Source organism: Aestuariivita sp. (assembly GCF_049276915.1).
Lineage (GTDB): Bacteria > Pseudomonadota > Alphaproteobacteria > Rhodobacterales > Rhodobacteraceae > Aestuariivita.
Map to the genome: position 1 here is coordinate 37,480 of NZ_JBASXK010000048.1, position 23,962 is coordinate 61,441.

At 59.8% G+C, this 23,962-nt stretch carries 22 protein-coding genes and 1 pseudogene; 9 read left to right on the forward strand and 14 right to left on the reverse strand.

Features of this window, described 5'->3' with window-relative positions:
- The first annotated feature begins 1 nt into the window (after window position 1).
- Complete coding sequence (gene ilvN / locus WAO69_RS04935; RefSeq protein ID WP_422176939.1) at window positions 2-562, forward strand: acetolactate synthase small subunit; 561 nt, start codon at window positions 2-4, stop codon at window positions 560-562.
- Window positions 563-567: 5 nt separating this feature from the next.
- On the opposite strand, the gene WAO69_RS04940 is transcribed toward ilvN, so the two are convergent.
- Window positions 568-936 (reverse strand): hypothetical protein, encoded by a 369-nt coding sequence (locus WAO69_RS04940; protein ID WP_422176940.1) that lies wholly within the window; start codon window positions 934-936, stop codon window positions 568-570.
- Window positions 937-1,212: 276 nt separating this feature from the next.
- Here WAO69_RS04940 and WAO69_RS04945 point away from each other — a divergent pair, with 276 nt between their 5' ends.
- The 3 genes from WAO69_RS04945 (at window position 1,213) to WAO69_RS04955 (ending at window position 3,454) form a co-directional block, all read left to right on the forward strand.
- The gene (locus WAO69_RS04945) at window positions 1,213-1,971 is read left to right on the forward strand and encodes a helix-turn-helix domain-containing protein (RefSeq protein WP_422176941.1); all 759 of its coding nucleotides are present in this window, start codon (window positions 1,213-1,215) and stop codon (window positions 1,969-1,971) included.
- A gap of 101 nt (window positions 1,972-2,072) precedes the next feature.
- A complete protein-coding gene (locus WAO69_RS04950) occupies window positions 2,073-3,236 on the forward strand; it encodes an aromatic ring-hydroxylating oxygenase subunit alpha (protein WP_422176942.1) in 1,164 nt (387 codons plus the stop codon).
- Entirely contained in the window at window positions 3,233-3,454 is a 222-nt protein-coding gene (locus tag WAO69_RS04955; protein ID WP_422176943.1) for a hypothetical protein, read from the forward strand. Before WAO69_RS04950 ends, WAO69_RS04955 begins: the two co-directional genes overlap by 4 nt.
- Here the strand turns inward: WAO69_RS04955 and WAO69_RS04960 are convergent.
- The 6 genes from WAO69_RS04960 to WAO69_RS04985 all read right to left on the reverse strand — a co-directional run bounded on the left by WAO69_RS04960 (window position 3,451) and on the right by WAO69_RS04985 (window position 12,061).
- Window positions 3,451-4,215, reverse strand: a complete 765-nt coding sequence (locus tag WAO69_RS04960; protein WP_422176962.1) for a DUF2189 domain-containing protein — start codon at window positions 4,213-4,215, stop codon at window positions 3,451-3,453. The two genes, WAO69_RS04955 and WAO69_RS04960, sit on opposite strands and share 4 nt — an antisense overlap.
- Window positions 4,216-4,234: 19 nt before the next feature.
- Window positions 4,235-5,635: an amidase gene (locus WAO69_RS04965; RefSeq protein ID WP_422176944.1), complete on the reverse strand. Its 1,401-nt coding sequence runs from the start codon at window positions 5,633-5,635 to the stop codon at window positions 4,235-4,237.
- Between the two features lie 63 nt (window positions 5,636-5,698).
- Window positions 5,699-6,823, reverse strand: a complete 1,125-nt coding sequence (prfB, locus tag WAO69_RS04970) for a peptide chain release factor 2 (protein ID WP_422176945.1) — start codon at window positions 6,821-6,823, stop codon at window positions 5,699-5,701.
- Between the two features lie 96 nt (window positions 6,824-6,919).
- The gene (locus WAO69_RS04975; RefSeq protein WP_422176946.1) at window positions 6,920-9,472 is read right to left on the reverse strand and encodes a penicillin-binding protein 1A; all 2,553 of its coding nucleotides are present in this window, start codon (window positions 9,470-9,472) and stop codon (window positions 6,920-6,922) included.
- Window positions 9,473-9,615: 143 nt separating this feature from the next.
- Window positions 9,616-10,800 carry an N-acetylmuramoyl-L-alanine amidase gene (locus WAO69_RS04980; protein ID WP_422176947.1) on the reverse strand — a complete coding sequence of 395 codons (1,185 nt, stop codon included), beginning with the start codon at window positions 10,798-10,800 and terminating at the stop codon, window positions 9,616-9,618.
- Window positions 10,801-10,918: 118 nt separating this feature from the next.
- The gene (locus WAO69_RS04985; protein WP_422176948.1) at window positions 10,919-12,061 is read right to left on the reverse strand and encodes a pyridoxal phosphate-dependent aminotransferase; all 1,143 of its coding nucleotides are present in this window, start codon (window positions 12,059-12,061) and stop codon (window positions 10,919-10,921) included.
- Between the two features lie 22 nt (window positions 12,062-12,083).
- On the opposite strand from WAO69_RS04985, the gene WAO69_RS04990 reads away from it, so the two are divergent.
- A complete protein-coding gene (locus WAO69_RS04990; RefSeq protein ID WP_422176949.1) occupies window positions 12,084-13,427 on the forward strand; it encodes a M48 family metalloprotease in 1,344 nt (447 codons plus the stop codon).
- Between the two features lie 2 nt (window positions 13,428-13,429).
- Complete coding sequence (locus tag WAO69_RS04995; protein ID WP_422176950.1) at window positions 13,430-14,182, forward strand: DsbA family protein; 753 nt, start codon at window positions 13,430-13,432, stop codon at window positions 14,180-14,182.
- On the opposite strand, the gene WAO69_RS05000 is transcribed toward WAO69_RS04995, so the two are convergent.
- The 5 genes from WAO69_RS05000 to hemA form a co-directional block, all read right to left on the reverse strand.
- Entirely contained in the window at window positions 14,179-14,718 is a 540-nt protein-coding gene (locus WAO69_RS05000) for a GIY-YIG nuclease family protein (protein ID WP_422176951.1), read from the reverse strand. The two genes, WAO69_RS04995 and WAO69_RS05000, sit on opposite strands and share 4 nt — an antisense overlap.
- Entirely contained in the window at window positions 14,715-15,869 is a 1,155-nt protein-coding gene (locus WAO69_RS05005; protein ID WP_422176952.1) for a DNA cytosine methyltransferase, read from the reverse strand. The genes WAO69_RS05000 and WAO69_RS05005 overlap by 4 nt, the downstream gene beginning before the upstream one ends.
- Window positions 15,870-15,932: 63 nt before the next feature.
- Complete coding sequence (gene ispG, locus WAO69_RS05010) at window positions 15,933-17,066, reverse strand: flavodoxin-dependent (E)-4-hydroxy-3-methylbut-2-enyl-diphosphate synthase (protein ID WP_422176953.1); 1,134 nt, start codon at window positions 17,064-17,066, stop codon at window positions 15,933-15,935.
- A 121-nt stretch (window positions 17,067-17,187) separates the two neighbouring features.
- Window positions 17,188-18,393 carry a helix-turn-helix domain-containing protein gene (locus tag WAO69_RS05015; protein ID WP_422176954.1) on the reverse strand — a complete coding sequence of 402 codons (1,206 nt, stop codon included), beginning with the start codon at window positions 18,391-18,393 and terminating at the stop codon, window positions 17,188-17,190.
- Between the two features lie 112 nt (window positions 18,394-18,505).
- Window positions 18,506-19,729: a 5-aminolevulinate synthase gene (hemA, locus tag WAO69_RS05020; RefSeq protein WP_422176955.1), complete on the reverse strand. Its 1,224-nt coding sequence runs from the start codon at window positions 19,727-19,729 to the stop codon at window positions 18,506-18,508.
- A gap of 272 nt (window positions 19,730-20,001) precedes the next feature.
- On the opposite strand from hemA, the gene WAO69_RS05025 reads away from it, so the two are divergent.
- Together WAO69_RS05025 and WAO69_RS05030 are read left to right on the forward strand one after the other, a co-directional pair.
- Entirely contained in the window at window positions 20,002-20,337 is a 336-nt protein-coding gene (locus WAO69_RS05025; RefSeq protein ID WP_422176956.1) for a 5-aminolevulinate synthase, read from the forward strand.
- An 89-nt stretch (window positions 20,338-20,426) separates the two neighbouring features.
- Window positions 20,427-21,797, forward strand: a complete 1,371-nt coding sequence (locus WAO69_RS05030; protein WP_422176957.1) for a M20/M25/M40 family metallo-hydrolase — start codon at window positions 20,427-20,429, stop codon at window positions 21,795-21,797.
- 18 nt (window positions 21,798-21,815) lie between these two features.
- Here WAO69_RS05030 and WAO69_RS05035 read toward each other — a convergent pair whose 3' ends face one another.
- Window positions 21,816-22,751 (reverse strand): DMT family transporter, encoded by a 936-nt coding sequence (locus tag WAO69_RS05035; protein ID WP_422176958.1) that lies wholly within the window; start codon window positions 22,749-22,751, stop codon window positions 21,816-21,818.
- Between the two features lie 81 nt (window positions 22,752-22,832).
- Between WAO69_RS05035 and WAO69_RS05040 the strand changes: the two genes are divergently transcribed.
- On the forward strand, window positions 22,833-23,717 hold the full coding sequence (locus WAO69_RS05040; protein ID WP_422176959.1) for an alpha/beta fold hydrolase: 885 nt from the start codon (window positions 22,833-22,835) through the stop codon (window positions 23,715-23,717).
- Here the strand turns inward: WAO69_RS05040 and WAO69_RS05045 are convergent.
- Window positions 23,714-23,962 (reverse strand): annotated as a pseudogene (locus WAO69_RS05045) (hypothetical protein); the annotation flags it as partial. The gene WAO69_RS05040 and the pseudogene WAO69_RS05045 overlap by 4 nt on opposite strands.

Consider the following 23,962-nt stretch of genomic DNA (forward strand, 5'->3'; position numbering starts at 1 on the left):
AATGTCTGCACTAAAAATCAAAAAAGGCGCGACAAGCCATTCGGCCTACAACCTGCGGCCAACATTTTCCGACGTCGAGGAACGGCACACGCTGGCAGTTCTGGTGGAAAACGAACCCGGTGTACTGGCTCGTGTCATCGGGCTGTTCGCAGGCCGTGGATACAACATCGAAAGCCTGACCGTGGCCGAGGTCGATCACACCGGCCATCTGTCGCGCATCACGATTGTCACGACAGGCACGCCTCAGGTGATCAATCAGATCGCGGCGCAGCTGGGTCGGATCGTGTCCGTTCACAAGGTACACGACCTGACCGTTGAAGGGCGCAGCGTCGAACGCGAACTTGCGATGTTCAAAGTGGTCGGTAAAGGCGAAAAACGGGTCGAAGCCCTGCGGCTTGCGGATATTTTCCGCGCCAATGTGGTCGATTCAACCCTCGAGAGCTTTATCTTCGAGATCACGGGAGCACCTGAAAAGATCGACGCCTTTGCAGATCTGATGCGCCCCTTGGGTCTGGCGGAAATGGCGCGCACCGGTGTCGCGGCTCTTTTGCGAGGCGAATAACCGCTTCAGCCGGTTTTCTTGTCAAGCTCGCGCGTGCTGGCGCGGGCTGGCATTGGCAGCTGAAACTGTATGATCTCTGCGGTCCCGCGGCTCTTTGCGGCCGGCGTATGTGCCTTTGCAGACACCCCGTCAAAGGCGTTCAGCATATTGGACAATCCCGGACAGGCCGCGGCCGTCAGTACCTGTGGGCCCAGTGCAAAACGCAGGTTGTTTTCGGTCACGAGTTGAAACTCCACCAGATCGCCCGCGCCAAAGGGCAATCCTTCACAACCAGACTCCTCCGTGTCACGGAAAAACGCGAGTTCGCCATGATCCTCGCACCAAATTACTGCTTTACGCTCCTGCGGATCACTCCAAAGGACAACACCAATCATATCATTTCGCCCAGGTTATTCGTTACCCTCAAATAATGCGACAAAAGCGCGGCACTGACAGTTCGAAAGACTGGTCGGCAACTTGCAATTTGTGTCGGGTTTAGTACGGTAAGGCTCTAATCAGCGTCAGGAATGACGCCGATTAGCGTCAAGTTCGCGTAACGATTGTAAAACTGAAATGTTGTTGACCAAGTCCTGACCTAGAAAATGGTCTGAAACAAACGAATGCTGCGAGACATGGCCCAATCCAATCGATCCCCTGCTCAGTTGCGTAATATGTTCGGCGCAAATCTGCGCATCATGGCACAGGAATACCCTTCAATTTCCGAGTTATCGCGTCAGCTTGGAATCAACCGCACACAGTTCAATCGCTATCTGGCCGGCGAAAGCTTTCCCCGGCCCGATGTGCTTGATCGGATTTGTGCGTTCTTTGGCGTCGATGCGCGTATCCTTCTGGATCCCGTTGACTCGCTATCGTCCGGGTCTGATCCACTTACAGGCGATTTTCTGAAGGATTTCGTTGGCAGAGGCGTCTCCGGAGTGACTGAAGAGTTCTTTCCCAGCGGGTTTTATCGCTTCACCCGTCGCTCCTTTGTGAATCAGGACATGTTCGCCATGGGGCTGATCTATGTCTTTCGCGATGGAGACACCTGTTACATCCGCGGCTATGAGCCCCGCTCGGCCATGCGCGCCCAAGGCCTGCCACTGGACAGCCCGACCCGGGAATACCGCGGTCTTGTCATGCGCCAAGAGAACGGCGTGACCTCTTTGATGTCGCGGCGAGGCACGATGACCTGTTCGTTCAACTTTCTCAGTCGCGTAGCCTCCTTCGACAACAATTTCTGGGTTGGCTATGTCACCCGGACCGTTGCCGAAAACCTCAGCACCAGCCGCGCTGTTCGCATGGTCTATGAATATCTGAACGAACCACTCAGCCGCGTGATCGCCATGTCTCGCGAGACCGGCTTTATCACTGAAGACAAGCTTCCACCCTTTCATGCCCGCCTTCTGGAACCGGCCCGCCCCTTCCGCTAAGCATCATCGCGTCGGTGATTGACCAGTCACGTCGCCCACAGGCGTGACGCCGGATCCGCTGCGCAGTAGCGTCCACTGCAGTCTGCAGAAGGATTTGGACGATGACTGCCATGCTCACCGATATTGAACAGGTTCGCCGCGCCATCGACAGCGCCAATGGCCTGTCCAATGCCCATTACATCGACCCCGCTGTCCATGACGAGGAACGCCACGCCGTCCTGAACGCAAACTGGGCCGGCCTGGCCGTTGCCTCGGATGTGCCTGAGATCGGTGATGCGGTCCCGCTGGAATTTCTTGGTCAGCCACTCCTCCTGATCCGCGACAAGGCGCAGCAGGTGCGCGTGTTTTTCAATACCTGCAGACATCGCGGCATGATCCTTGTCGAAAAACCCGGCAAGATCGAAGGAGCCATCCGCTGCCCCTATCACAGCTGGTGCTACAGCACGGACGGTCGTCTGGTCAGCACCCCCCATGTAGGCGGCCCCGGACATAACACCCATGAGGGTATCGACCGGGCCACTCTTGGCCTGATCGAAGTACGCAGCCATGTCTGGCGCGATGTCGTCTTCATCAACCTCTCGGGCACCGCCGCCCCCTTTGAAGAGGCCATGGCCGATGCCATCGAACGCTGGGCCGAGTTCGACCAGCCGATGTACCATGGCGGACCCGAAAGCGCATTTACCCTGACGGTCAACTGCAACTGGAAACTTGCCGTCGAGAATTACTGCGAAAGCTACCACCTGCCCTGGGTGCATCCGGGTCTGAACAGCTATTCCCGCCTCGAAGATCATTATCATATCGAAGCCAAGGGCCATTACTCGGGCCAGGGCACGCTGGTCTATCGTCAGCTCAAGGGCGATCAGGGGCAGGTCTTCCCCGATTTCAAAGGCCTGTCGGACAAATGGAATGAGGCTGCTGAATACATCGCCCTCTATCCGAATGTCCTGTTCGGTGTGCATCGCGATCATGCCTATGCGATCATTCTTGTTCCCGAAGGCCACAACAAGACGACCGAGTATGTGCATCTCTATTATCCGACACCGAACACGGATCAGACGATGCGCGACACCAATGCCGAGCTTTGGAAAGGTGTGTTTGTCGAGGACGTGTTTGTCGTTGAGGGCATGCAAAAGGGCCGGCATGCGCAGGGTTTTGATGGCGGACGGTTCTCGCCAGCCATGGATGGGCCCACCCATCTGTTTCACGACTGGGTGGCCAGCCAGATCGCCGACCACCGCGACAATCAAGCCCGGGCGGCTGAATGACGGATCTGGACGCGCAGCTTCTGGCCGCGCATGAAGCCAACGACGCGCGCGCCCTGATCCGGCTCTATCAGCTTGCGGCAGACAGCGCGGCATCGATTGATGCCGCCTGCTTCTATCTCACCCATGCCTATGTCTTTGCGCTAGAGGCGAACCACCCGGATGTTGAACATATCCGGGCGCGCCTGGTGGCCGAGGGACGCGAGCCTGCGCTGAGTTAAGCGCTGATCTGGCGATAGAAATGCCATGTTGCATGGCCCAGCAGGGGCAGCACCAGGAACAGCCCCAGGAACCAAGGTATGAGCGCGACGAATGTCGTCACCGATATGAACAGCGCCCAGCCCAGCATCGGGCCGGGATTGGCTTGCACATATTTGAAACTGGTGATCATGGCCGTCACGAAATCGACTTCGCGATCCAGCAAGAGCGGAAGTGAAATCACCGTGATCATGTAAAGCAGCAGCGCAAACAGCGCGCCCACAACCGTGCCGAAAGCCAGCATGCTTAGGCCATTCGCAGTCAGGAAGACGTCGGGCGAACTGGATATGTTCGTCATGGTCGCAAGACCCAGAAACAGCGCAAAGATCATGTGGCCAAGGAAAAACCAGAACATGAACACCACCACGATGATGGCGCAGATCGACGGCAATTGACGGCGGCTTTGCTGAAGAATGACGCCAAAGACGCTGGCAAACTCCAGGGGCTGCCCGGCTTCCAGACGGCGGGACACCTCGTAAAGACCCACGGCCGCAAAAGGTCCGATCAGCGGAAAGCCGATCGTCGCAAGCACCAGCCAGAACGTTGTTTCGGTCTGCGCGGTGATCCAGGCCATGAGCCAGCCTGCAATCACGTAAAACCCCGCGAACAACAGCCCATAGAGAGGCGCGGCCCGCATATCCGCCCAACCCAGCCTGAGTGCCTCGCGCATCAATCCCGTATCGGCGGGCTTGAGGTCTGGTACTCCGAATTCAGGGGTCTGCATGCTCATGAGCTGTCTCCTCCTAGATTTGCGGCGGCCGCCTTTGTGGCCACTGCGTTGCCTCGTGATAGGCGGCACCCAGTTCAAGAATGGCCCTGTCCGCACCGCGCGCGCCGGTGATCTGTATGCCCATCGGCAAACCTTCGGCACTGAACCCGGCAGGCACGGCAAGGGTGGGCAACCCGAGGATGCTGGCCGGTATCACGACCTCCATCCAGCGGTGATAGGTGTCCATCGCCCGGCCCGCGATCTCGGTTGGCCAGTCCAGTTCGGCGTCAAAGGGCCAGACCTGCGCCGATGGCAGGACCAGGGCGTCATAGCTCTGGAACAGAGTTGCAGCGGCGCTGAACCACCCGGACCGGATCACGCTCGCGCGGTGCACGTCCAGCGCGCTCAGCCCGATGCCCTGTTCATATTCCCAAATGGCTGCGTCCTTCATCAGGGAGGACTGTCCAATCACCGGATTCAGGCGGGCCGCATTGGCCGCAGCCCGCAACGTCACCCAGCTGTCCCACAACTGCTCGGCCGGAAAGGGCGGTGCCACAGGCTCGACGATACAGCCCAGATCCTCCAGCACCCCAAGCCCCACGGCGGCATTGTCCAGGATCCCGGCCTCCATGGCAAAGGCCCCACCCCAGTCACCCAACCATCCGATCCGCATGCCCCTGGGATCAGCAGGCACCAGCGGTGAGATCGCCTCGAACGGCAGATTGAACGGCACCTGCGGATTGGGCCCCGACATGACATCCAGCAGGATCGCCAGATCCTGAGGGCTGCGCGCCATCGGGCCCACTGTCATCAACTGGCTCTGAAACGTATCTCCCTCGCCATCCAGAGGCACACGACTCCAGGTCGGGCGAAACCCATAGACATTGTTCCAGGCCGCAGGATTGCGCAGCGATCCCATGATGTCGGATCCATCCGCCAGGGCCACCATCCCCGTAGCCAACGCCACGCATGCCCCACCCGAAGACCCACCCGCGCTGCGCGTGGTGTCATATGGATTGCGGGTCCGCCCGAAAACCGGGTTGAAAGTGTGCGACCCCAGGCCGAACTCGGGCACATTGGTCTTGCCGATAAAGATCGCACCGGCAGCCCGCATCCGCGCAGCGACCAGATCGTCCTGCTCGGGGATTCGGTCGGCGAAAATGGGCGAGCCCATGGTCGAGCGCATCCCGCTGACCTCGACGGTGTCCTTCACCGCAAATGGCAAGCCGGCAAGAGCACCGCCCGAAGGGCTCTGATCGGCCGCGCGCGCCTCCTGCATCAACTCATCCGCGTCGCGCATCGAAATGATCGCGTTCAACGGCCCGTTCACCGCCTCGATCCGATCGAGCGTGGCGCGCATCAACTCCTCCGCGCTCAAGCGGCGAGAGACCAGATCATCCAGGATCTGAGTTGCGGACTGTGTGTGAAAGCTCATCTGGGGACCTGCCAATGCGAAACGCTACGCCAGCTTAGTCCCTGTATGCGGCGCTGAAAAGGCTCAGTCGCCCTGCGCCTCGGCCCGGCTCTTGCCAGAGACGTTCAAGGCCAGTGTCGCGCCCATGAAGCCATCCAGATCACCGTCCAGCACACCCTTGGTGTCGGATGTCTCGTAATTGGTGCGCAGATCCTTGACCATCTGATAGGGCTGCAGGACATACGACCGGATCTGGTTGCCCCATCCGGCATCGCCCTTGGCCTCATGCGCCGCGTTGATCTCGGCGTTACGGCGATCCAGCTCCATCTGATACAGCCTTGATTTCAAGGCTTTCATTGCGATGTCGCGGTTCTGGTGCTGGGATTTTTCCGAACTGGTCACGACAATTCCCGTCGGCGCATGGGTGATGCGCACGGCAGAATCCGTGGTGTTGACGTGCTGCCCACCGGCCCCCGACGAGCGGTAGGTATCAATGCGGATATCGGCCGGGTTCACTTCAATCTCGATGTTGTCGTCAACAACCGGATAAACCCAGACCGAGCTGAACGAGGTATGCCGCTTGGCCGCCGAGTCATAGGGCGAGATGCGCACAAGCCGATGCACACCACTTTCCGACTTCATCCAGCCATAGGCATTATGCCCAGAAATCTTGTAGGTCGCAGATTTGATCCCCGCCTCATCGCCCGCGCTCTCGGATTGCAGCTCGACCTTATAGCCCTTCTTCTCGGCCCAGCGCACATACATGCGCGCCAGCATCGAGGCCCAGTCACAGCTTTCGGTGCCCCCTGCCCCGGCATTGATCTCAAGGAAGGTGTCATTGGCATCCGCTTCGCCATCCAGCAGCGCTTCAAGTTCCTTCTGAGCGGCCTTTTGCGCCAGAACCTTGAGGCTTGCTTCGGCTTCGGCGACGACTTCGGTGTCGTCTTCCATCTCGCCCAATTCGATCAATTCGACCGTGTCGCTCATCTCTCGATGGATCGACTCATATGTCTCGATGGAATCAACAAGCGCCTGCCGGTCTCGCATCAGCTTTTGCGCCGCTTCAGGATCGTCCCAAAGATTCGGATCCTCAACACGCGCGTTGAATTCCTCCAGCCGGTGCTGGGCGGTTCTGCGATCCATTCGCTGAGCCAGAAGCTCAAGCGATTTCTGGATCTCGGCCACGGTATTCTGGGCGTCTGCGCGCATGGATGATCCTGTCTGAGAAAACTCTGCCCTGCGTCTTAGCGCAGGCGCAGAGAATGGACAAGAAACCCCGTCATGTCAGATCAGCACAAACGCGTCTCAGTACAGACCGCCGGAACTGAGCGTTCCAAAGGATGCCTTCGGTCCCACAGTCGCCTGCCCACCTGAGGAGTTTGTTACCTGACGCGCCGCGGACGCCGCCTCCTCGAACAAGGGCAAGTCCGACCCCATGGCAAAGCCACCATCAAACATCACCCCAAAGAGCGGCTCTTCGCCGTCACGGAAGTATTCGGCGACCACACTGGGACCGCTGGCGTCATCAGACAGCCGCGCACCGGTAAAGCGGTCGATTTTGATAAAGCGTCCACCCGGTGGCACTTCGAAGGGACCGCCACCGTATTTCTTGATGGCTTCCAGCATGAAGCTGTTGAACACAGGCCCGCACATGCCGCCACCGGACGCTCCTCTACCCAGGGGGCGCGGTTGGTCATAGCCGATGTAACATCCCGCCGCGATATTGGAGGTAAAGCCCACGAACCAGACGTCACGCGCATCATTGGTCGTGCCGGTCTTGCCCGCCGCAGGAACTGGCAGCTTCACGGTGCTGCTCGCGGTCCCGCGATCCACAACGCCCTTCATCATGGACGTCAACTGATAGGCGGTGATTGCATTCATAACCCGCTCGCGGTTCGAACTGATCAACGGCAGCGTTCCCGGCTCAAGACTTGCCACCTGGCAATCCACGCAATTGCGCTGATCGTGACGGTAGATGGTGTTGCCAAAGCGATCCTGAATACGGTCGACCAGCGTCGGCTCGACCCGCTCACCGCCATTGGCGAACATCGAATAGGCCGCCACCATCTGATAAAGGGTGGTTTCTTCTGAACCAAGCGAGTTGGCCAGGAACAAGCCCATGTTGTCATAAACGCCGAAGCGCTCGGAGTAATCCGCGACAACGTCCATTCCGACTTCCTGAGCAAGACGGATTGTCATCAGGTTACGTGAACGCTCGATCCCGGTGCGCAATGGCGTCGGTCCATAAAACTCGTTGGACGCATTGCGCGGCCGCCACAGACCCTGCGGCGTGTCGATTTCGATCGGCGCATCAACCACGATGGTCGCAGGAGAATACCCACTGTCCAGCGCCGCGGCATAGACGAAGGGCTTGAAGGACGACCCCGGTTGGCGAAGCGCCTGGGTAGAACGGTTGAACACCGAATCCTGATAGGAAAAGCCGCCTTGCATCGCGATCACACGGCCTGAATTGACATCCATGGCCATGAACGCGCCCTGCACTTCGGGCACCTGCCGCAGGCTCCAGCGAATGAAGCTGCCATCGCCATCGGACGTCATGGCACGCACCAGCACCACGTCACCAACTTCGACCAGATCACCGGCAACACGGGCTTTGCGCGCCAATGTGCCATCCTCCAGACGTTTGCGCGCCCATTGGACGTCGTTTGCCGGAATCCAGTGCCCATCGGCATCTTCCTCGACAGATTCGATTCCAACGCGCGCATCGTTGTTGCCAACCTCAAGAACAACCGCCGGATACCACTGGTTTTCCAGGAAGATGTCGCGGGGAGCATCCGTATTGGCCAAGGCTTCGCGCCAGCTTGCCTCATCGCCGAGTTGATCGGCCGGTATCTCGGCCAGTTTGCCGTACCAGCCCCCCCGACTTCTATCGAATTTCTCAAGCGCCTCCCGCAGCGCCACTGCCGCGACCCGCTGCATTTCGGCGTCGATCGTGGCGCGCACTGTGAAGCCGCCGGTAAAGAACTCGCCCTCGCCGAAATCGCGGCTCAGCTGGCGGCGAATTTCGTCGGTGAAATAGTCCCGGTCAGGCAGAGCGGTGCGGAAGCTGTCAAAGTCACCATTCTGAACCGAACGCAGTGGCTGTGCGACTTCGGCCTCATATGTCGCAAGGTCCAGATAGCCGTTCTCATACATCTCCTTGAGAACGAAGTCGCGCCGCGCCAGCAGGCGGTCCTTGCGCCGGACCGGATGATAATCCGAGGGTGCCTTGGGCAGCGACGCCAGGAATGCCGCCTCATGCGGTGCCAGCTGATCCAGTGTCTTGTTAAAATAGGTCTGCGCCGCCGCCGTCACGCCATAGGAATTCTGCCCAAGGAAAATTTCGTTGAGATAAAGCTCAAGGATGGATTCCTTGTCCAGGGTCTCTTCCAGTCGGGCGGCAAGGATGATTTCCTTGATCTTGCGCTCAAGCTGACGATCTCCGGACAGCAGAAAGTTCTTCATGACCTGCTGCGTGATCGTGGACGCCCCGCGCAGGTTTCCCCCGCGCGAGCGTACAGCCTCGACGCCGGCAGCGGCCATGCCGCGCATGTCATAGCCATTATGGGTGTAAAAGTTCTTGTCCTCAGCGCTGATGAACGCCTGCTTGATCAAATCCGGTATATCCTCCGCGGGGGTGAACAACCGGCGTTCCTGCGCGAATTCGTCAATCAGCTTGCCCTCACCCGAATAGATACGGCTGATGGTGGGGGGCTTGTACTGGGCCAGCGATTCATGGCTGGGCAGATCACGGCCATAGATCCAGAAGATCGCGCCGATCGACAGGGCGATCATTGCGACCCCCAGCGTCAGCAGCGAAAAGATCGCACCGAAAAACGAAAAGACAAATCTCAGCACCTGGAGCCCCCTTTGGTCAGGTGGTGCCAATATAGGGATGGCATGGTTAGGCGTCAAAACACGAAACGCTGCGTCAAGGCTGCTTTTTGCAGAATGAGGCGGCAATTCGGCCAAGCATCAGACCTGCGGCACCGCACGCTTCCCTAATGGCGCACCAGCGGCCGCATCTCACTGTCTTCGCGCAGCCACAGTTGCAGACCATCGCGAATCCCGTTTGCCATGCGCAAACGCCATTCGGTGTTCTGCAGATTCTTGAAATCACGCGGAGAGGAAAGAAACCCGATTTCCACCAGAACAGAGGGGATATCCGCAGCCTTGAGCACCGAAAACGCCGCCTGCCGCAAGGGGCGACGGTTCAACGGTCCACCTGTATTGCCCATGCCAGTGACCAGCGACGCCGCCAGAACGTCGCTGCGCGGTGCTGTTTCCTGACGCGCCAGATCCAGCAGAACGGCCGTCACCTGATCATCCGCTTCGCTCAGATCCACCCCCGAAAGCAGTTCGTTACGGTCATGTCTCTCGGCCAGCTTGGCGGAGGCCACATCCGAGGCATCATCCGACAGAACATAGACAGTCGCCCCATGCGCCCCGCCATCGGCCAGAGAATCCGCATGCAGCGAGATGAACACATCGACCTGTGCCGCATGGGCCATGGCAATGCGGCGCTCAAGCGAGACAAAATAATCCCCCGTCCGCGTCAGATGCACTTCAAAGCCACCCGCGCGCAAAAGCGATTCCTCAAGCTCACGCGCGAAGGTCATCATCAGGGTCTTTTCGTCTATTCCATCGCGCTCTGCTCCGGGGTCGATGCCCCCATGGCCGGGATCCAGCATCACCCGCACCGTGTCGGCAGCGCGCGGACGTCTGGGATCCAGTTTCGCAGGCGGCGGCAGATCCCAGCGCGGATCATAAGGAGCCCCGGCACCAGCCAGGAAATCCTTCTCCCGCATCTCTTCCAGCGTCAGGGTCAGCATGGCGCGTCCACTTTCCTGATCGGTCGCCAGCCCGACAGTGTCGATCCCGTAAGGCCCGGACAGTTCCGCCACCAGTCGCGACCAGCCCGGACGGAACGTACCTGCGCGCAGTTTGCTGACGACTTCAGACTGATCGAACGCATCAGGATCAAGGCCCTGCCAGTCAACTTCGCGAAAATCCACGACCAGACGGTAGGGCTCGGTCAGGGTGAACACCCTGTACGGCACGCCCTGGCTCAGAGACAGAACAAGCTGGGCCCCGTCATTGGTATCGGCAAGACTGCTCTGACTGATATCAACGCGCGCAAGGCCGGACAGCTCCTGCGCATGGGAAATCGGGGCGCAAACCCCCAATACACATATCAAAAATACGGCAAACCTGCTCATACGCGCCCAAAGCCTCTGCTTGATACCGGGCTCTCAGCGGCCCATTTCGGCAAAGCTTACACCAAGGGCCTGTCTTTGTGAATCCTCAACGCGCCGCCATAAACGCTTTGAGACGCGCAAGCCCCTCGGTGATATCCGCCGTTGCGCGCGCATAGGAAAATCGCAGGGTCTGATGTCCCCGTACCGGGTCAAAATCAAGACCGGGGGTCACCGCAACGCCTGCTTTTTCCAGAATCTCCGCCGCAAAGGCACGGCTGTCATCGGTCAGGTCAGAGACATCCGCATAGACATAAAACGCCCCGTCCGGAGGCGCGATGTTTCCAAATCCGGCCTCGGGCAGCCCCGTCAGCATCAAATCCCGATTGGCGCGATAGACCGCAAGGTTGGCATCCAGTTCCTCGGCGCAATCCATCGCGGCCAGTGCCGCGACCTGTGCCACATGGGGCGCGCAAATGAACATGTTCTGAGCGATGCGTTCAACCACGCGCACATGATCCTCGGGCACGACCATCCAGCCGACACGCCAGCCCGTCATCGAGAAATACTTCGAGAACGAGTTGATCACATAGCACTCATCGCTCAACTCAAGCGCGGATACGGCTTTGGCCTCATATTCGATCCCGTGATAAATCTCGTCGCTGATGAACGATGCCCCCTGCTGGTGAGCCGCATCCATCAAGGCACCCATTGCGCCGCGATCCAGCATGGTTCCCGTTGGATTGGCAGGGCTGGCGACCATTAGACCGGCCAGATCAAGCCCGGCAAAATCAGCCGCCACCGGCTGATATCGGTTTTGAGGAGAGGCAGGCAGATCAACCGGCTGAAGATCCAGCGCGCTCAGGATCTGGCGATAAGACGGATAGCCCGGCGCGCCGATACCGACGTTGTCGCCGGTATCAAACAATGCGGTAAAGGCAAGGATGAACCCACCCGACGAGCCGGGCGTGATCACCACACGCTCGGGGTTGAGATCGACATCGTACCACTCGCCATACATCTGCGCGATCCGCGCCCGCAGAGCCGGCAGACCCAGAGCGACGGTATAGCCCATGGGATCATCCTGCAGCGCCCGTGTGACTGCTTCGGCCGCGCCCCTGGGGGCGCCGGTTCCGGGCTGGCCCACCTCCATGTGGATGATGTGGCGTCCGGCGTCTTCTGCGCGGCGTGCCGCTTCCATCACATCCATCACAATGAAGGGATCGACCTGAGCCCGGCTTGAAGTTCGCATCTCTTTTCCTCACAGTCCTGTCATGGTCTTTCAACGTGTCTCAGCCTTCGCGTCAATCCCGGCCTTGTGCCTTTTGCTGTTCCTGGCCAGCGCGATCCCGGCGTCGGCCAGGGGTCTGCTGCGTGATGCAGATATCGAACATGCGCTTGCCCAGCTGTCCGCACCCATTCTGCGCGCGGCCGGGCTGAGCACCGCCCGCGTCAAGGTTCTGGTGGTCAATGACAGCTCGCTGAATGCCTTTGTGGTGAACAGCCAGGCGATCTTCATCCATTACGGGTTGATCCTGAAGGCCGACACACCCGAAATGCTGCAGGCGGTCATTGCCCATGAGGCCGCTCATATCGCCAATGGTCACATCGCACGGCGCACCGGAAACATGCGCAGCGCTCAGACCATGGCCGGGCTTGGCATCGCACTGGCCGCAGCCGCAGCCGCCAGCGGTGCCGGCTCGGCGGCTGGTGGCATCGCTGCCGGGGTGTCGTCCTCGGCGCTGCGCGGTTTTCTCAAGCATACGCGCGCCGAAGAGGCGGCAGCCGACCAGGCCGCCGCACGCTATATGCGGTCGGCCGGGATCAGCCCGGTCGGGCTGGTTCAGGTCCACCGCCTGTTTCGTGGCCAGGAAGCACTGAGCGAAAGCCGTCAGGATCCCTACATGCGCTCGCATCCGCTGACGAGCGATCGGATTCGCGCAGCCGAAGCCTTTGTCGCCGCCTATGGCACGCAGGCGGATCCGAATACCGAGGCGGCATACTGGTTCGCCCGCGCCAAGGGCAAGATCTCGGCTTTCACGCGCTCGACCAAATGGACGATGCAACGTCTTGATGAAGAGGCTTTCGCAGATGTGCGCCTGATGCGGCAAGCCATAGCCCAGTATCGCAGCGGAGGCGCGAACAAGGCCATCAATTCGATAGATGCAGCCATCGCTGCGCGCGGCGGGAACGATGCGTTCTATTACGACCTCAAGGGTCAGATCCTGTTCGAAAACCGCCAGTTCCAGGCTGCGATGGCCGCCTATTCAAAGGCCGCCGCCCTGGCCCCGCGCCAATCCCAGATCCTCGCCGGGCTGGGGCGCGCACAGCTTGCCATGGGCCAGTACCAGACGGCGGTGACCACCTTGGAGCAGGCCCGCGCGCGCGATCCCGGCGACGCCCGCCTGCTGCGCGATCTGGGACAAGCCTATGCGCGTATCGGCAAGAACGGAGAGGCATCGCTTGCCACTGCCGAACGCTATGCGCTCCAGGGGCGACTGAAAGATGCCGGAATACAGGCAAACCGGGCCATGGGGCTGCTTCCTCGCGGATCTGTGGGTTGGCGTCGGGCACAGGATGTGCTTGTTGCTGCTGAGAACGCTGAAAAACGGAGATGACGATGCGCACATGGATTCTGCCAGCACTGGCCGCCCTGACTTTTACAACCGGCCCTGCTGCCGCATTTGACGTCACAGCCATGTCAGACCAGGAACGCGAGAGCTTCCGCGCCGAAATCCGGGAGTACCTTCTGGACAACCCCGAGATCATCCTTGAAGCGGTCCAGGTTCTGGAGGCCCGTCAGGCGCAGGAACAGGCTTCGGCGGAAAAAGACATCATCTCGAACAATGCCGCCGCCATCTTCGAGGACGGCTTTTCCTGGGTCGGCGGCAATCCCGAGGGCGACATAACCGTTGTCGAATTCATGGATTATCGCTGTGGCTTTTGTCGCCGCGCGGCACCCGAGATCGAGAAACTTCTGGTCAATGACACCAATGTACGCCTCGTGATCAAGGAACTGCCCATTCTGGGCGATCAATCCGTCATCATGTCCCGCTTTGCCATCGCCGCCCATCAGGTTGCCGGGGATGATGCCTATAAGGCAGTCCATGACGTTCTGATGGCGATGAACGGAGACGTGGATGACGCCCGTCTGCGCCGCGTGGCCGAAGATCTTCAACTGGATGCCGATGCAATCCTGGCCCAAATGGGATCGGATGATGTCACCCAGGTGATCGCCGAAAACCGCGCGCTTGCGCAGGCACTCAATATCTCCGGCACGCCCAGCTTCATCGTCAAGGACGAGGTGCTGCGCGGCTTCCTGCCCGCCGACCAGATGGAGATCGTGATCGACGAAAAGCGCAACGAGGGCTAAAGAAACCGGCTGTGATAGCGCACAAGCCTTTGAAAATGCGCATCCAGTGACCGTTTCAGGTGCTTGGCATCCTTCACCGTGAGGATGTAATCCACCAGCAGGTTATATTGCTGTATCTGCCTTGGCAGTCGCTGGGACGGGTGCAGTCGCACCGCGCGCTCCTCGTCGCTGATCACCTGCAGGCGCTGACGGGGCGGTGGGCTATCCTCACGGCTTGCCGCCTGAATCGCCTTGCCGTTCATCAAGGGCAATTCGGCGTCATACTTGCTGAACACCGCCGCCTCCAGCGCATTCACCTCGGACAGATCGGCCACCGGCCAGGCCCAGACAAACCCGATCTCCCAGACGTCTATCTGCCGGTTGGCGATGACATCCGACCGTGCCGAGGTCAGATGACGCTGCACACGCGCGCGAATTCCATCCGTGGATTGGCCCACATAGATCGGACGCTCATCCAGATCACACAAAGCATAGACCCCGATCTCGTTGGTCAGTTCGGACAACGCCGTCTTGCGAAAGCTCTGTGCGTCAGTCATGCGGCGTTTTTCTTCTGCTTCAGCGCCAGAACCTTCTTGAAGATCGTCTCGTGCAGATAGGCCACAATCGGCACCGCAACCCCGTCTCCGGTCACGCGATATGCATCAGTGTAGCGTGACGGCAAGACATAGCTGTCCGGCAAACCCATCAGCCGCGCAGTCTCACGCGAGGACAACAGCCGCGCGCGCGTTTCATTGCCATTCACCAGGAACAGCGTCTGGCGCGACGAGCCGCCGGCAGGCGTTCTCAGACAGCCGGCGATACCGTCAAAACGCACTTCTGCACGCTGGCGCACCACCCCTTTGGCATCCGGTCTGCCGCGCTTGTAAAGCGTGCCAACCCTGAGTGCGTTCACCCCCCGTGCTGCGCGTACCTTTTCCAGATTGACCGGATCCATCATCGACAAAAGCGCATCAACCTGCGCATCGCCCAGCCAGCGTGTATCGGGGTCACCGTCAACCAGATCCTGCAGCGCACCCCCGCCGTCCGCAGGAACCCCATGCGACCACCAGATCCAGCCGTTGCGAATATCGCGCGGTGCGCTGGACACGAACTGTGTAAGCTTCCTTGTGTGAAACACAACCCCCGGCCCCTCCATGGCCAGCCCGCTGATATCCAGATCATTGCGCGCGGCCACCACGAACAGACGCGGGCGGCTTTGCGGCAAGAAGTGCCGCGTATCGATTTCCATCGCGCCGACATTGTACCCCATCCGCATGAGCGTTTTGCACACATGCGCAAAGTCGCGTCCGGCGTTGCGCGTCAGCAATCCCACAACATTCTCGAAGGCAATCAACCGAGGGGCAAAGCCGCTCTCGATGGCAGGCTCGATCGCGGCGATCCAGTCATGGAACACGCCGCTGCGCTGCCCCTTCAACCCAAGCCCTTTGCCCGCCAGTGAAAAGTCCTGACAAGGGCTGGACGCCCAGTAAAGATCTATGGCCTGCAACAACGGCTCACTGGGAAGATCGCGCACATCCATGTGCAGCAATGCCTCATCACCCCAGTTTCGCGCATAGACCGCACATTTCATCGCGTCGATGTCATTGGCCATCACGCATTGCCAATGGTCTTTCAGGGCGGCACGCACCATGCCGCCACCCGCGAAAAACTCGGCATATCTAGGCAAATTATCCGTCGCGACCACCATATCTAAGGGATACGGTCATCCCGATCTCATGTCGACAATGAATCGCTGCGGTCCAGACGCGGTCTATTCCGCGGCTTCAACTTCTGCTGCGCTTTGTGCATCCAGCTCGGCGGCCCTCTTTTCGACCTGCTCGACAATGTGCTCGACCATCTGCTCATTGCTGAGTTTATGGCTCTGCTTGCCAGCCAGATAGACCATGCCTGCACCGTTTCCGCCGCCGGTAAAGCCGACATCGGTCATCAGCGCCTCACCCGGACCATTCACCACGCAGCCAATGATGCTGAGGCTCATCGGTGTCTTGATATGTTCCAGACGCTTTTCCAGCATCTCAACCGTCTTGATCACGTCAAAGCCCTGGCGCGCGCAGGAGGGGCACGAGATGATATTCACCCCCCGGTGGCGCAGCCCAAGCGATTTCAGGATCTCAAAGCCCACCTTCACCTCTTCAACCGGATCGGCCGACAGGCTTACGCGGATCGTATCGCCAATCCCCATCCACAAAAGATTGCCCAAACCGATCGCCGATTTGATGGTGCCGCTGACCAGACCGCCAGCCTCGGTGATACCAAGGTGAATGGGTGCGTCCGTGGCCTCGGCCAATTGCTGATAGGCGGCGGCCGCCATGAAGACATCTGACGCCTTGCAGCTGATCTTGAACTCATGAAAATCATTGTCCTGCAGGATCTTGATATGATCCAGACCGCTTTCGACCATCGCATCGGGACAGGGCTCGCCGTATTTGTCCAGCAGATGCTTTTCAAGCGAGCCGGCGTTCACACCGATACGGATTGCGCAGTTGTGATCACGGGCCGCCTTGATGACTTCCTTGACGCGGGTTTCATCACCAATGTTGCCCGGATTGATCCGCAGACATGCAGCCCCTGCCTCGGCAGCTTCGATCCCGCGTTTATAGTGGAAATGGATATCGGCGACGATGGGCACAGGGCTTTCAGCGACGATCTCCTTGAGCGCTTTGGAGGACGCCTCATCCGGCACCGATACCCGCACGATATCCGCGCCGGCTTCGGCAGCGGCCAGAACTTGTGCAATGGTGCCCTTCACATCCGTGGTGAGGGTGTTGGTCATGGTCTGGACCGAAATCGGAGCATCCCCACCGACAGGGACATTTCCCACCATGATCTGCCGAGACGTGCGGCGATAAATGTTACGCCAGGGGCGGACATGGTTCAGGGACATCGTGCAGCCTCATGTTTTCGGTCACTTGCTTGGGCCACGATAATCCGACTGGTCTCGACCCGCAATGCGACGCAGCGGCTTGGTTCACCAGCCGCAAGACGGGATCGCAATTTGAAGACAATCAGTTGGCAGGCTCGGTCTGCGCGCTTGCATCGGCCACCATGCGCGCAAGATCATCATCCTGTTGCAGGTCGGCCACCACCATCGTCGTCGAGATCGCATCCGCCGCCATCGAGAAATTCGATGTGACCGTGCCGCGCTCGCCCACCGGGCCGAAAATCTGACCATTCACGTCAAAGTAGATGGCACCGGATTCCCCAACGCGCAGCGTTGGCGGCTCTTCGGTGGCTGCCACATCATAGATTTCACCGCTTTCCATGATGCCCTCGAACACAACCGTTCCATCCGCAGCGGTCACCCGGACCCATGCGGGACGCACCGCGACCATGCGCAACTGGGGCGCGCCGTCTTCAACGACCCGTGGAACAGACTGGTTGGCCGGATCAAAGGACCCCGATGCCAGTGCCGGAGACTGTTGGATTTCCGGTGCACGGAACGAACCCACAGTGCGCGGATCCAGTGTCGAAATGGGCGCGTCGCGCGCAACCATGACCGGAACGTCCAGCGCCTGCGGACGATACAGACGATCCAGCGCTTCGACAGAGGGCGCAGCAAAGTTGTCGCGCGCGGTCGCGAAGGCGCTTACATCCCCACCCTCAAGCGGATCGAGATCGGACAGGACCACAGGCGTCTGATCGACCGGAGCCACCTGCACCTGCTGCACTTCGCGCAACACGGTCCAGCCGCCATAGCCAAGCCCGCCAATCAGCGTCAGCAGAACCATCATCGAGCCGACGGCCCGGGGCTCTATCTGAGACAGGACACTCTCGCCCGGGTTCGCACCAAAGGGCGAGGCCGTCGATCCAAACGGATCCGAAGACCCCGAACTGCGCTTGGCGCGGGCCGCGGATTCTTCGGATTTCTTGATTACCAACGCCTCGGAGGACATCCCATGCGCAACGGTAAATCCACTTTCCCTGCAGAAGGTCTCATAAGCCTCATCAGGGTTCATGTTCAAATAGCGTGCGTAGGAACGCACATATCCCGCGATGAACCCCGGCGTATCAAAGGCAGAGGGATCGCTGTTCTCGATCGCGGCAATATATGAGGCTTTGATCCGCAGTTCGCGCTGAACATCCAGCAGCGACTTTCCCATGGTGGCCCGTTCGCCGCGCATGATGTCGCCAAGACGCAATTCGAAATCGTCAAAGCCCTTCGGCTTTACGACCTCCTCGCCAACACTGCGCGGTGTTTTGCGCCTGATCATGCCCACTGCCCCATTCCATTCCGCAAGGCATGCGACATTCCAAGTCGATTCGGCCATACGAAAGTTTGGGAAACACTAACATAAGTCAGAAATATTGCACGTCTTCGTGACGTTAGGCGGAAAGCTCGGCACGATTCAGCGCACAATGGCTCCACAATGCATCCATAGCACGCACCAACGCATCCAATTCATCCGGACCGTGTACAGGAGACGGAGTAAAGCGCAGCCGCTCGGTTCCGCGCGGCACAGTCGGGAAGTTGATCGGCTGCACATAGATGCCGAAATCCGCCAGCAACATGTCGCTGAGCTTCTTCGTATGCACCGGATCACCGACGATCACCGGCACGATATGGCTGCCATGATCAATGATCGGCAGACCCATCGCTTTCAGCCGCGTCTTGAGGATCCTGGCCTGTGTCTGATGCTTCTCGCGCAGTTCGGGCGCGCGCTTGAGATGCGCCACCGAGGCCGCCGCCCCTGCCGCGATCGCAGGCGGCAGCGAGGTCGTGAAGATGAAGCCGGGCGCATAAGACCGGATCGCGTCGCACATCTTCGCACTTGCTGCGATGTAACCGCCCATCACGCCATAGGCCTTGGCCAAGGTGCCGTTGATGATGTCCAGACGATGCATCAGCCGGTCGCGCTCTGCCACACCGGCACCGCGCGGGCCATACATGCCCACAGCGTGCACCTCGTCGATATAGGTCAGCGCGCCGAATTCATCGGCCAGGTCACAGATCTCTTCGATCGGGCCGAAATCACCATCCATGGAATAGATCGATTCAAACGCGATCAGCTTGGGCGCGTCCGGATCGTCCGCCGCCAGCAATTCGCGCAGATGCGCGATGTCATTGTGCCGGAAGATCCGCTTGGCCCCGCCATTGCGGCGCACACCTTCTATCATCGAGGCGTGGTTCAGAGCGTCCGAATAGATGATCAGCCCCGGAAACAGCTTGGGCAATGTGCTGAGCGTGGCATCATTGGCAATATAGGCAGATGTGAACAGCAGCGCGGCTTCCTTGCCGTGCAGGTCCGCCAGTTCTGCCTCAAGGCGCTTGTGATAGACCGTGGTGCCGGAAATGTTGCGCGTTCCGCCAGACCCTGCGCCCGTCGCCTCCAGCGCCTCATGCATCGCCGCCAGAACATCCGGATGCTGACCCATGCCCAGATAGTCATTGCCGCACCAGACGGTGATCGGCTGATTTGAACCATCCGGACGAGTCCAGATCGCATGCGGGAACTGCCCGTTGTGGCGCTCGATGTCGATGAAGGTGCGATAGCGGCCTTCTTGGTGCAGACGGTCGATCGCTTGATCCAGCTTCGCGGTATAGTCCACGCGCTCCTCCAGGTCTTTTTTCAGGTGCCTTCCAAAGGGGTGGGCAAAATCTACGCGGCAGTCATTTACAGCCTGCCTCGAATATAGTGCACATCCCCGGTGTTCAACTGATTACCTAGGGGCGCGGTGTCGCAGCCTTGATCTGGATCAAACAGATCGCGCCTCACCGCCAATTCCCAAGCCAAAGGTAAGGGATTCCAGACTGACCCTGCGTCACCTTTTGTGGCTAGCTCATGTCCATACCGCAACCAAACCGGTTCATGGAGCACGCAATGACCTTTTCCCTTCCCGTCTCAGTCATGATGACCCTGCTCTTGCTGGCCGCCGGAGGATATGCCCTTGCAACAGTCGGCATGAAACTGGCCAGCGGGTCGATCTCGATCATTGCGGTGATGCTGATCATCCTGGGCATGACAGGCGCGACGGTCGCCGAAGTGTATCTTTTGCGCGGAGCAGACCTGCCTGTGATCTACCTGGCCATTGTTACATGCGAAACGCTTCTTGTGTTGATCTGTGCCACATATATCGGCGAAACCCTCAGTCTCAGCCAGGTTTCGGGCGGTGCGCTGGTGCTGTCGGGCTTTGCTCTGGTCACCATGTCCGGATAAACACAGTGTTGCCGCGGTGGGGCTAGACTCCGCGCAGCGCAACGTTAGGGTCCGAGTTCAACAACCCCATTTCACGGAGCCGACCCACCATGTCCCTTGATGCCGTCCTCGCCCGGATCGACGCCGATCTGCCCGCTGCAACCGAACGGCTGCTGGAGTTGTTGCGCATCCCGTCGATATCGACCGACCCGGCCTTCAAGGCGGATTGCGAACGCGCCGCCGATTGGCTGGTCAAGGATCTGCAAAGCCTTGGCGTTGACGCCAGCAAACGCCTGACCCCGGGCCATCCCATGGTGATGGGCCATGTGCCCGGAGACGGGCCGCATCTGCTGTTTTACGGCCATTATGATGTGCAGCCGGTCGACCCGCTGGAACTGTGGGACCGCGATCCGTTCGACCCTCAGGTCGAGGACACGCCAAAAGGCCGGGTGATCCGGGGGCGCGGCGCAGCGGATGACAAGGGCCAGTTGATGACCTTCATCGAAGCCTGCCGCGCGTGGAAGGCCGAGAATGGCTCCCTGCCCTGTTCAATCACCTTCTTTCTCGAAGGTGAGGAAGAATCCGGCTCGCCCTCTCTCGTGCCCTTCATGCACGCGCACAAAGACGCCCTCACCGCCGATCTTGCCCTGATCTGCGACACCGGCCTCTTTGACAGCCGGGTACCTGCCATCACCACGATGCTGCGGGGTCTGCTGGGCGAGGAACTGACCATTACGGGGCCGGACAAGGATCTGCACTCGGGCATGTATGGAGGGGCCGCACAGAACCCGATCCGTGTGCTGGCTCGTATCATTGCGGCTTTGCATGATCACACCGGGCGCATCACGGTGCCGGGATTTTATGACGGCGTGCCCGAAATCACCGACGAGCTGCGTGCCCAATGGGACGGCCTTGGCTTTGATCACACGGCGTTTCTCAGCGATGTCGGCCTGGGCAGACTGGCAGGCGAAGACGGACGCAGCGCACTTGAAATGCTCTGGTCAAGACCGACCTGCGAAGTCAACGGCATCATTGGCGGCTATACCGGTGACGGTTTCAAGACCGTCCTGCCCTCCAAGGCCAGCGCCAAGATCAGCTTCCGTCTTGTCGGCACCCAGGACCCCTGCGCCATCCGCGAAAGCTTTCGCAAGATGGTGACCGAAATGCTTCCGCCCGATTGCACCGTAGAGTTCACCGGCCACGGAGCCTCGCAAGCAGGAAGTTTCGACACCTCCGGCCCCGCCTTCGAGGCCGCCCGTCAAGCGCTCAGTGACGAATGGCCCGATCCTGCCGCCTATATCGGCTGCGGCGGCTCGATCCCGATTGCCGGGCATTTCCAGGATATCACCGACACCACGCCGATGCTCATCGGGTTTGGCAAGGATGATGACCAGATCCATTCGCCCAATGAAAAATACGACATGGAAAGCTTTCACAAGGGCATCCGGTCCTGGGCACGCATCCTGGATGCGCTCACCTGACAGCAACACCGGGCTTGCCTAGCGGGACTTGAGGCGTTGCTCGCGCAGAAAGATATAGACACCCGAACCGATGATGATGGCCGCCCCTGCAAACACCGAAGGGGCGGGCCACTCATCGAACACCGTCCAGCCCCAGAACAGCGCAAAAATGAGCATGACATATTCGAACGGGGCGACGGTCGAGGCCTTGGCCTGCCGATAGGCCTGCGCCATGGAATAGCCGATCAGCGCCGACAGGCCCCCAAGCCCGACAAGAAGCGGAATGTCCGCAGTATCGGGCCATGTCCAGGCGCGAAGCAGAAAATAGATGCTGTCCGGCGTTGTTTCATCCACAAATCGCCCGTCTCCGGCAACAAGATAGAACATCCCGGCAACCACCAGGAATGACACCTGCAGATAAAGCGCCAGCGCCGACGCGGCACTTGCATGCCCCAGTTTTCGCGTCAGAACCGACATCCCTGCATAGCCGGCCGCAGACAGGACCGGCAGCAAGACCGCCCAGCCGACATCACCGCGCATCTGATCCGCCATCATCAGCAAAACGCCTCCGAATCCGGCCAGAACGGCAAGAATACGGCGCGGGCCGACCTCTTCGCCCAGCACAGGTATCGACAAGAGCGTCACGAAAAGCGGAGCCACAAAGTAAAGCGCCGTGGCCGTCGCCAGTGGCATGATCACGATGGCCGCGTAAAAGCAGCTATTGGCAAACACCACCAGCAGGGCGCGCAATATGTGCAAACCCGGCTGATCCGTGCGCAACAGCCGCCACCCGCCTTCCATCCTGAGAAAGACCAGCGTCAGCAGCAAACCCAGTCCCGCGCGCCACATGATGATCTGATGCAGCGGGTAATCTCCCGCCAGCCCCTTGATCAGCATGTCATTCAGAGAAATCAGGAACATGCCCGAGACCATGAACAGGATCCCCAGACCCGGGGCGTTGCGTTCGGTCTGCATCCTTGGGCCTTTCACATGAGATCAGGGCAGAGTATCCCCAACCCGATAAACCGCCCCGCCCGACCAAAGGCAAGGAAAACCATGACGAACACGATCCCCGGTTTCAGTGACCATGTCTTTGAGGCGCCCGACGCACAGATTGCCTATTCCCGCGCAGGGTCCGGCCCGGCGGTTCTTTTGCTCCACGGTTTCCCCCAGACCCGCGCGATGTGGCGCGGCGTGGCCCCCGGCCTGACGGAGTCCTTCACCGTGGTCGCGCCCGATCTGCGCGGATATGGAGACAGCAGCAAACCCGACAGCGTTCAGGCCATGAGCTTTCGCAACATGGCCGCGGATCAGGTGGCGCTGATGCTGTCCCTGGGCTTTGAGCGCTTTCACGTGGTCGGCCATGATCGCGGCGCGCGCACCGCGCATCGGATGGTTCTGGATCACCCGGATGTGGCGCTTTCGCTGACGGTCATGGATATCGTGCCCACCCATCTTTTGCTGGACCAGCTGACGCAACGTGTGGCCAGGGATTATTACCACTGGTTCTTTCTGGCCCAACCCGCCCCCTTCCCAGAAACCCTGATCGGCCATGACCCCGATCTTTACTTCGAACGCTGCCTCTTGGGCTGGGGCAAAGCCACGCTCACCCAATTCGACGCCCAAGCCCTGGATGCCTATCGCAAGGTCTGGCGCGATCCGCGTGCCATTCACAGCATGTGCAACGATTACCGCGCCGCGATCGAGATTGACTTTCACCATGACGGCGCAGATCTCAGCCGAAAGGTGCTGTGCCCGTCGCTGGTGCTGTTTGGTGCCGATGGCCCCATGGCTGCGACCTATGATGTCGCGGAAACCTGGGCCGAGCGGCTGGCCGTCTATCGCGCCCAGGGGATAGACGGCGGGCATTTCTTTCCCGATCAGAACCCCGAAAAGACAGTCGAGGCGCTGAGCGGTTTTCTTTTGAAACCAGGGCCTTAAAAGATACCGTTAAACCGTTCGGGCAAAAGATACTGAGTGCCGTAATCCGGGCGCTTGAACTGCCAGAATCCGGTCTCGCCACGCTGGCTCCAACTGGCGTGCATCTGCTTGCGGATCGATGCGAGATCGAATTCATCCTGCATCTCGTGCTCGGCAAAGGCCTCGAACACCGCGCGATCCTCCCCCCGGTCCTCGGCAAACCAGTGCCGCCCGATGGCCGCATCCCTGAACCCGACGCCGATGGC

Excerpts from the sequence above, each read along its gene's own strand:
- WAO69_RS05005 (WP_422176952.1), bottom strand. The coding sequence starts at position 15,869 with ATGGTGGTCGCGACGGATAATTTGCCTAGATATGCCGAGTTTTTCGCG.
- WAO69_RS05025 (WP_422176956.1), top strand. The coding sequence starts at position 20,002 with ATGACCTTTTCCCTTCCCGTCTCAGTCATGATGACCCTGCTCTTGCTG.
- WAO69_RS04940 (WP_422176940.1), bottom strand. The coding sequence starts at position 936 with ATGATTGGTGTTGTCCTTTGGAGTGATCCGCAGGAGCGTAAAGCAGTA.
- WAO69_RS04945 (WP_422176941.1), top strand. The coding sequence starts at position 1,213 with ATGTTCGGCGCAAATCTGCGCATCATGGCACAGGAATACCCTTCAATT.
- WAO69_RS04955 (WP_422176943.1), top strand. The coding sequence starts at position 3,233 with ATGACGGATCTGGACGCGCAGCTTCTGGCCGCGCATGAAGCCAACGAC.
- WAO69_RS04985 (WP_422176948.1), bottom strand. The coding sequence starts at position 12,061 with ATGCGAACTTCAAGCCGGGCTCAGGTCGATCCCTTCATTGTGATGGAT.
- WAO69_RS04990 (WP_422176949.1), top strand. The coding sequence starts at position 12,084 with ATGGTCTTTCAACGTGTCTCAGCCTTCGCGTCAATCCCGGCCTTGTGC.
- ispG (WP_422176953.1), bottom strand. The coding sequence starts at position 17,066 with ATGTCCCTGAACCATGTCCGCCCCTGGCGTAACATTTATCGCCGCACG.
- WAO69_RS05040 (WP_422176959.1), top strand. The coding sequence starts at position 22,833 with ATGACGAACACGATCCCCGGTTTCAGTGACCATGTCTTTGAGGCGCCC.
- WAO69_RS04965 (WP_422176944.1), bottom strand. The coding sequence starts at position 5,635 with ATGAGCTTTCACACACAGTCCGCAACTCAGATCCTGGATGATCTGGTC.
- WAO69_RS04995 (WP_422176950.1), top strand. The coding sequence starts at position 13,430 with ATGCGCACATGGATTCTGCCAGCACTGGCCGCCCTGACTTTTACAACC.
- WAO69_RS05015 (WP_422176954.1), bottom strand. The coding sequence starts at position 18,393 with ATGATCAGGCGCAAAACACCGCGCAGTGTTGGCGAGGAGGTCGTAAAG.
- WAO69_RS05000 (WP_422176951.1), bottom strand. The coding sequence starts at position 14,718 with ATGACTGACGCACAGAGCTTTCGCAAGACGGCGTTGTCCGAACTGACC.
- WAO69_RS04960 (WP_422176962.1), bottom strand. The coding sequence starts at position 4,215 with ATGCAGACCCCTGAATTCGGAGTACCAGACCTCAAGCCCGCCGATACG.
- prfB (WP_422176945.1), bottom strand. The coding sequence starts at position 6,823 with ATGCGCGCAGACGCCCAGAATACCGTGGCCGAGATCCAGAAATCGCTT.
- ilvN (WP_422176939.1), top strand. The coding sequence starts at position 2 with ATGTCTGCACTAAAAATCAAAAAAGGCGCGACAAGCCATTCGGCCTAC.
- WAO69_RS05035 (WP_422176958.1), bottom strand. The coding sequence starts at position 22,751 with ATGCAGACCGAACGCAACGCCCCGGGTCTGGGGATCCTGTTCATGGTC.
- WAO69_RS04950 (WP_422176942.1), top strand. The coding sequence starts at position 2,073 with ATGACTGCCATGCTCACCGATATTGAACAGGTTCGCCGCGCCATCGAC.
- WAO69_RS05030 (WP_422176957.1), top strand. The coding sequence starts at position 20,427 with ATGTCCCTTGATGCCGTCCTCGCCCGGATCGACGCCGATCTGCCCGCT.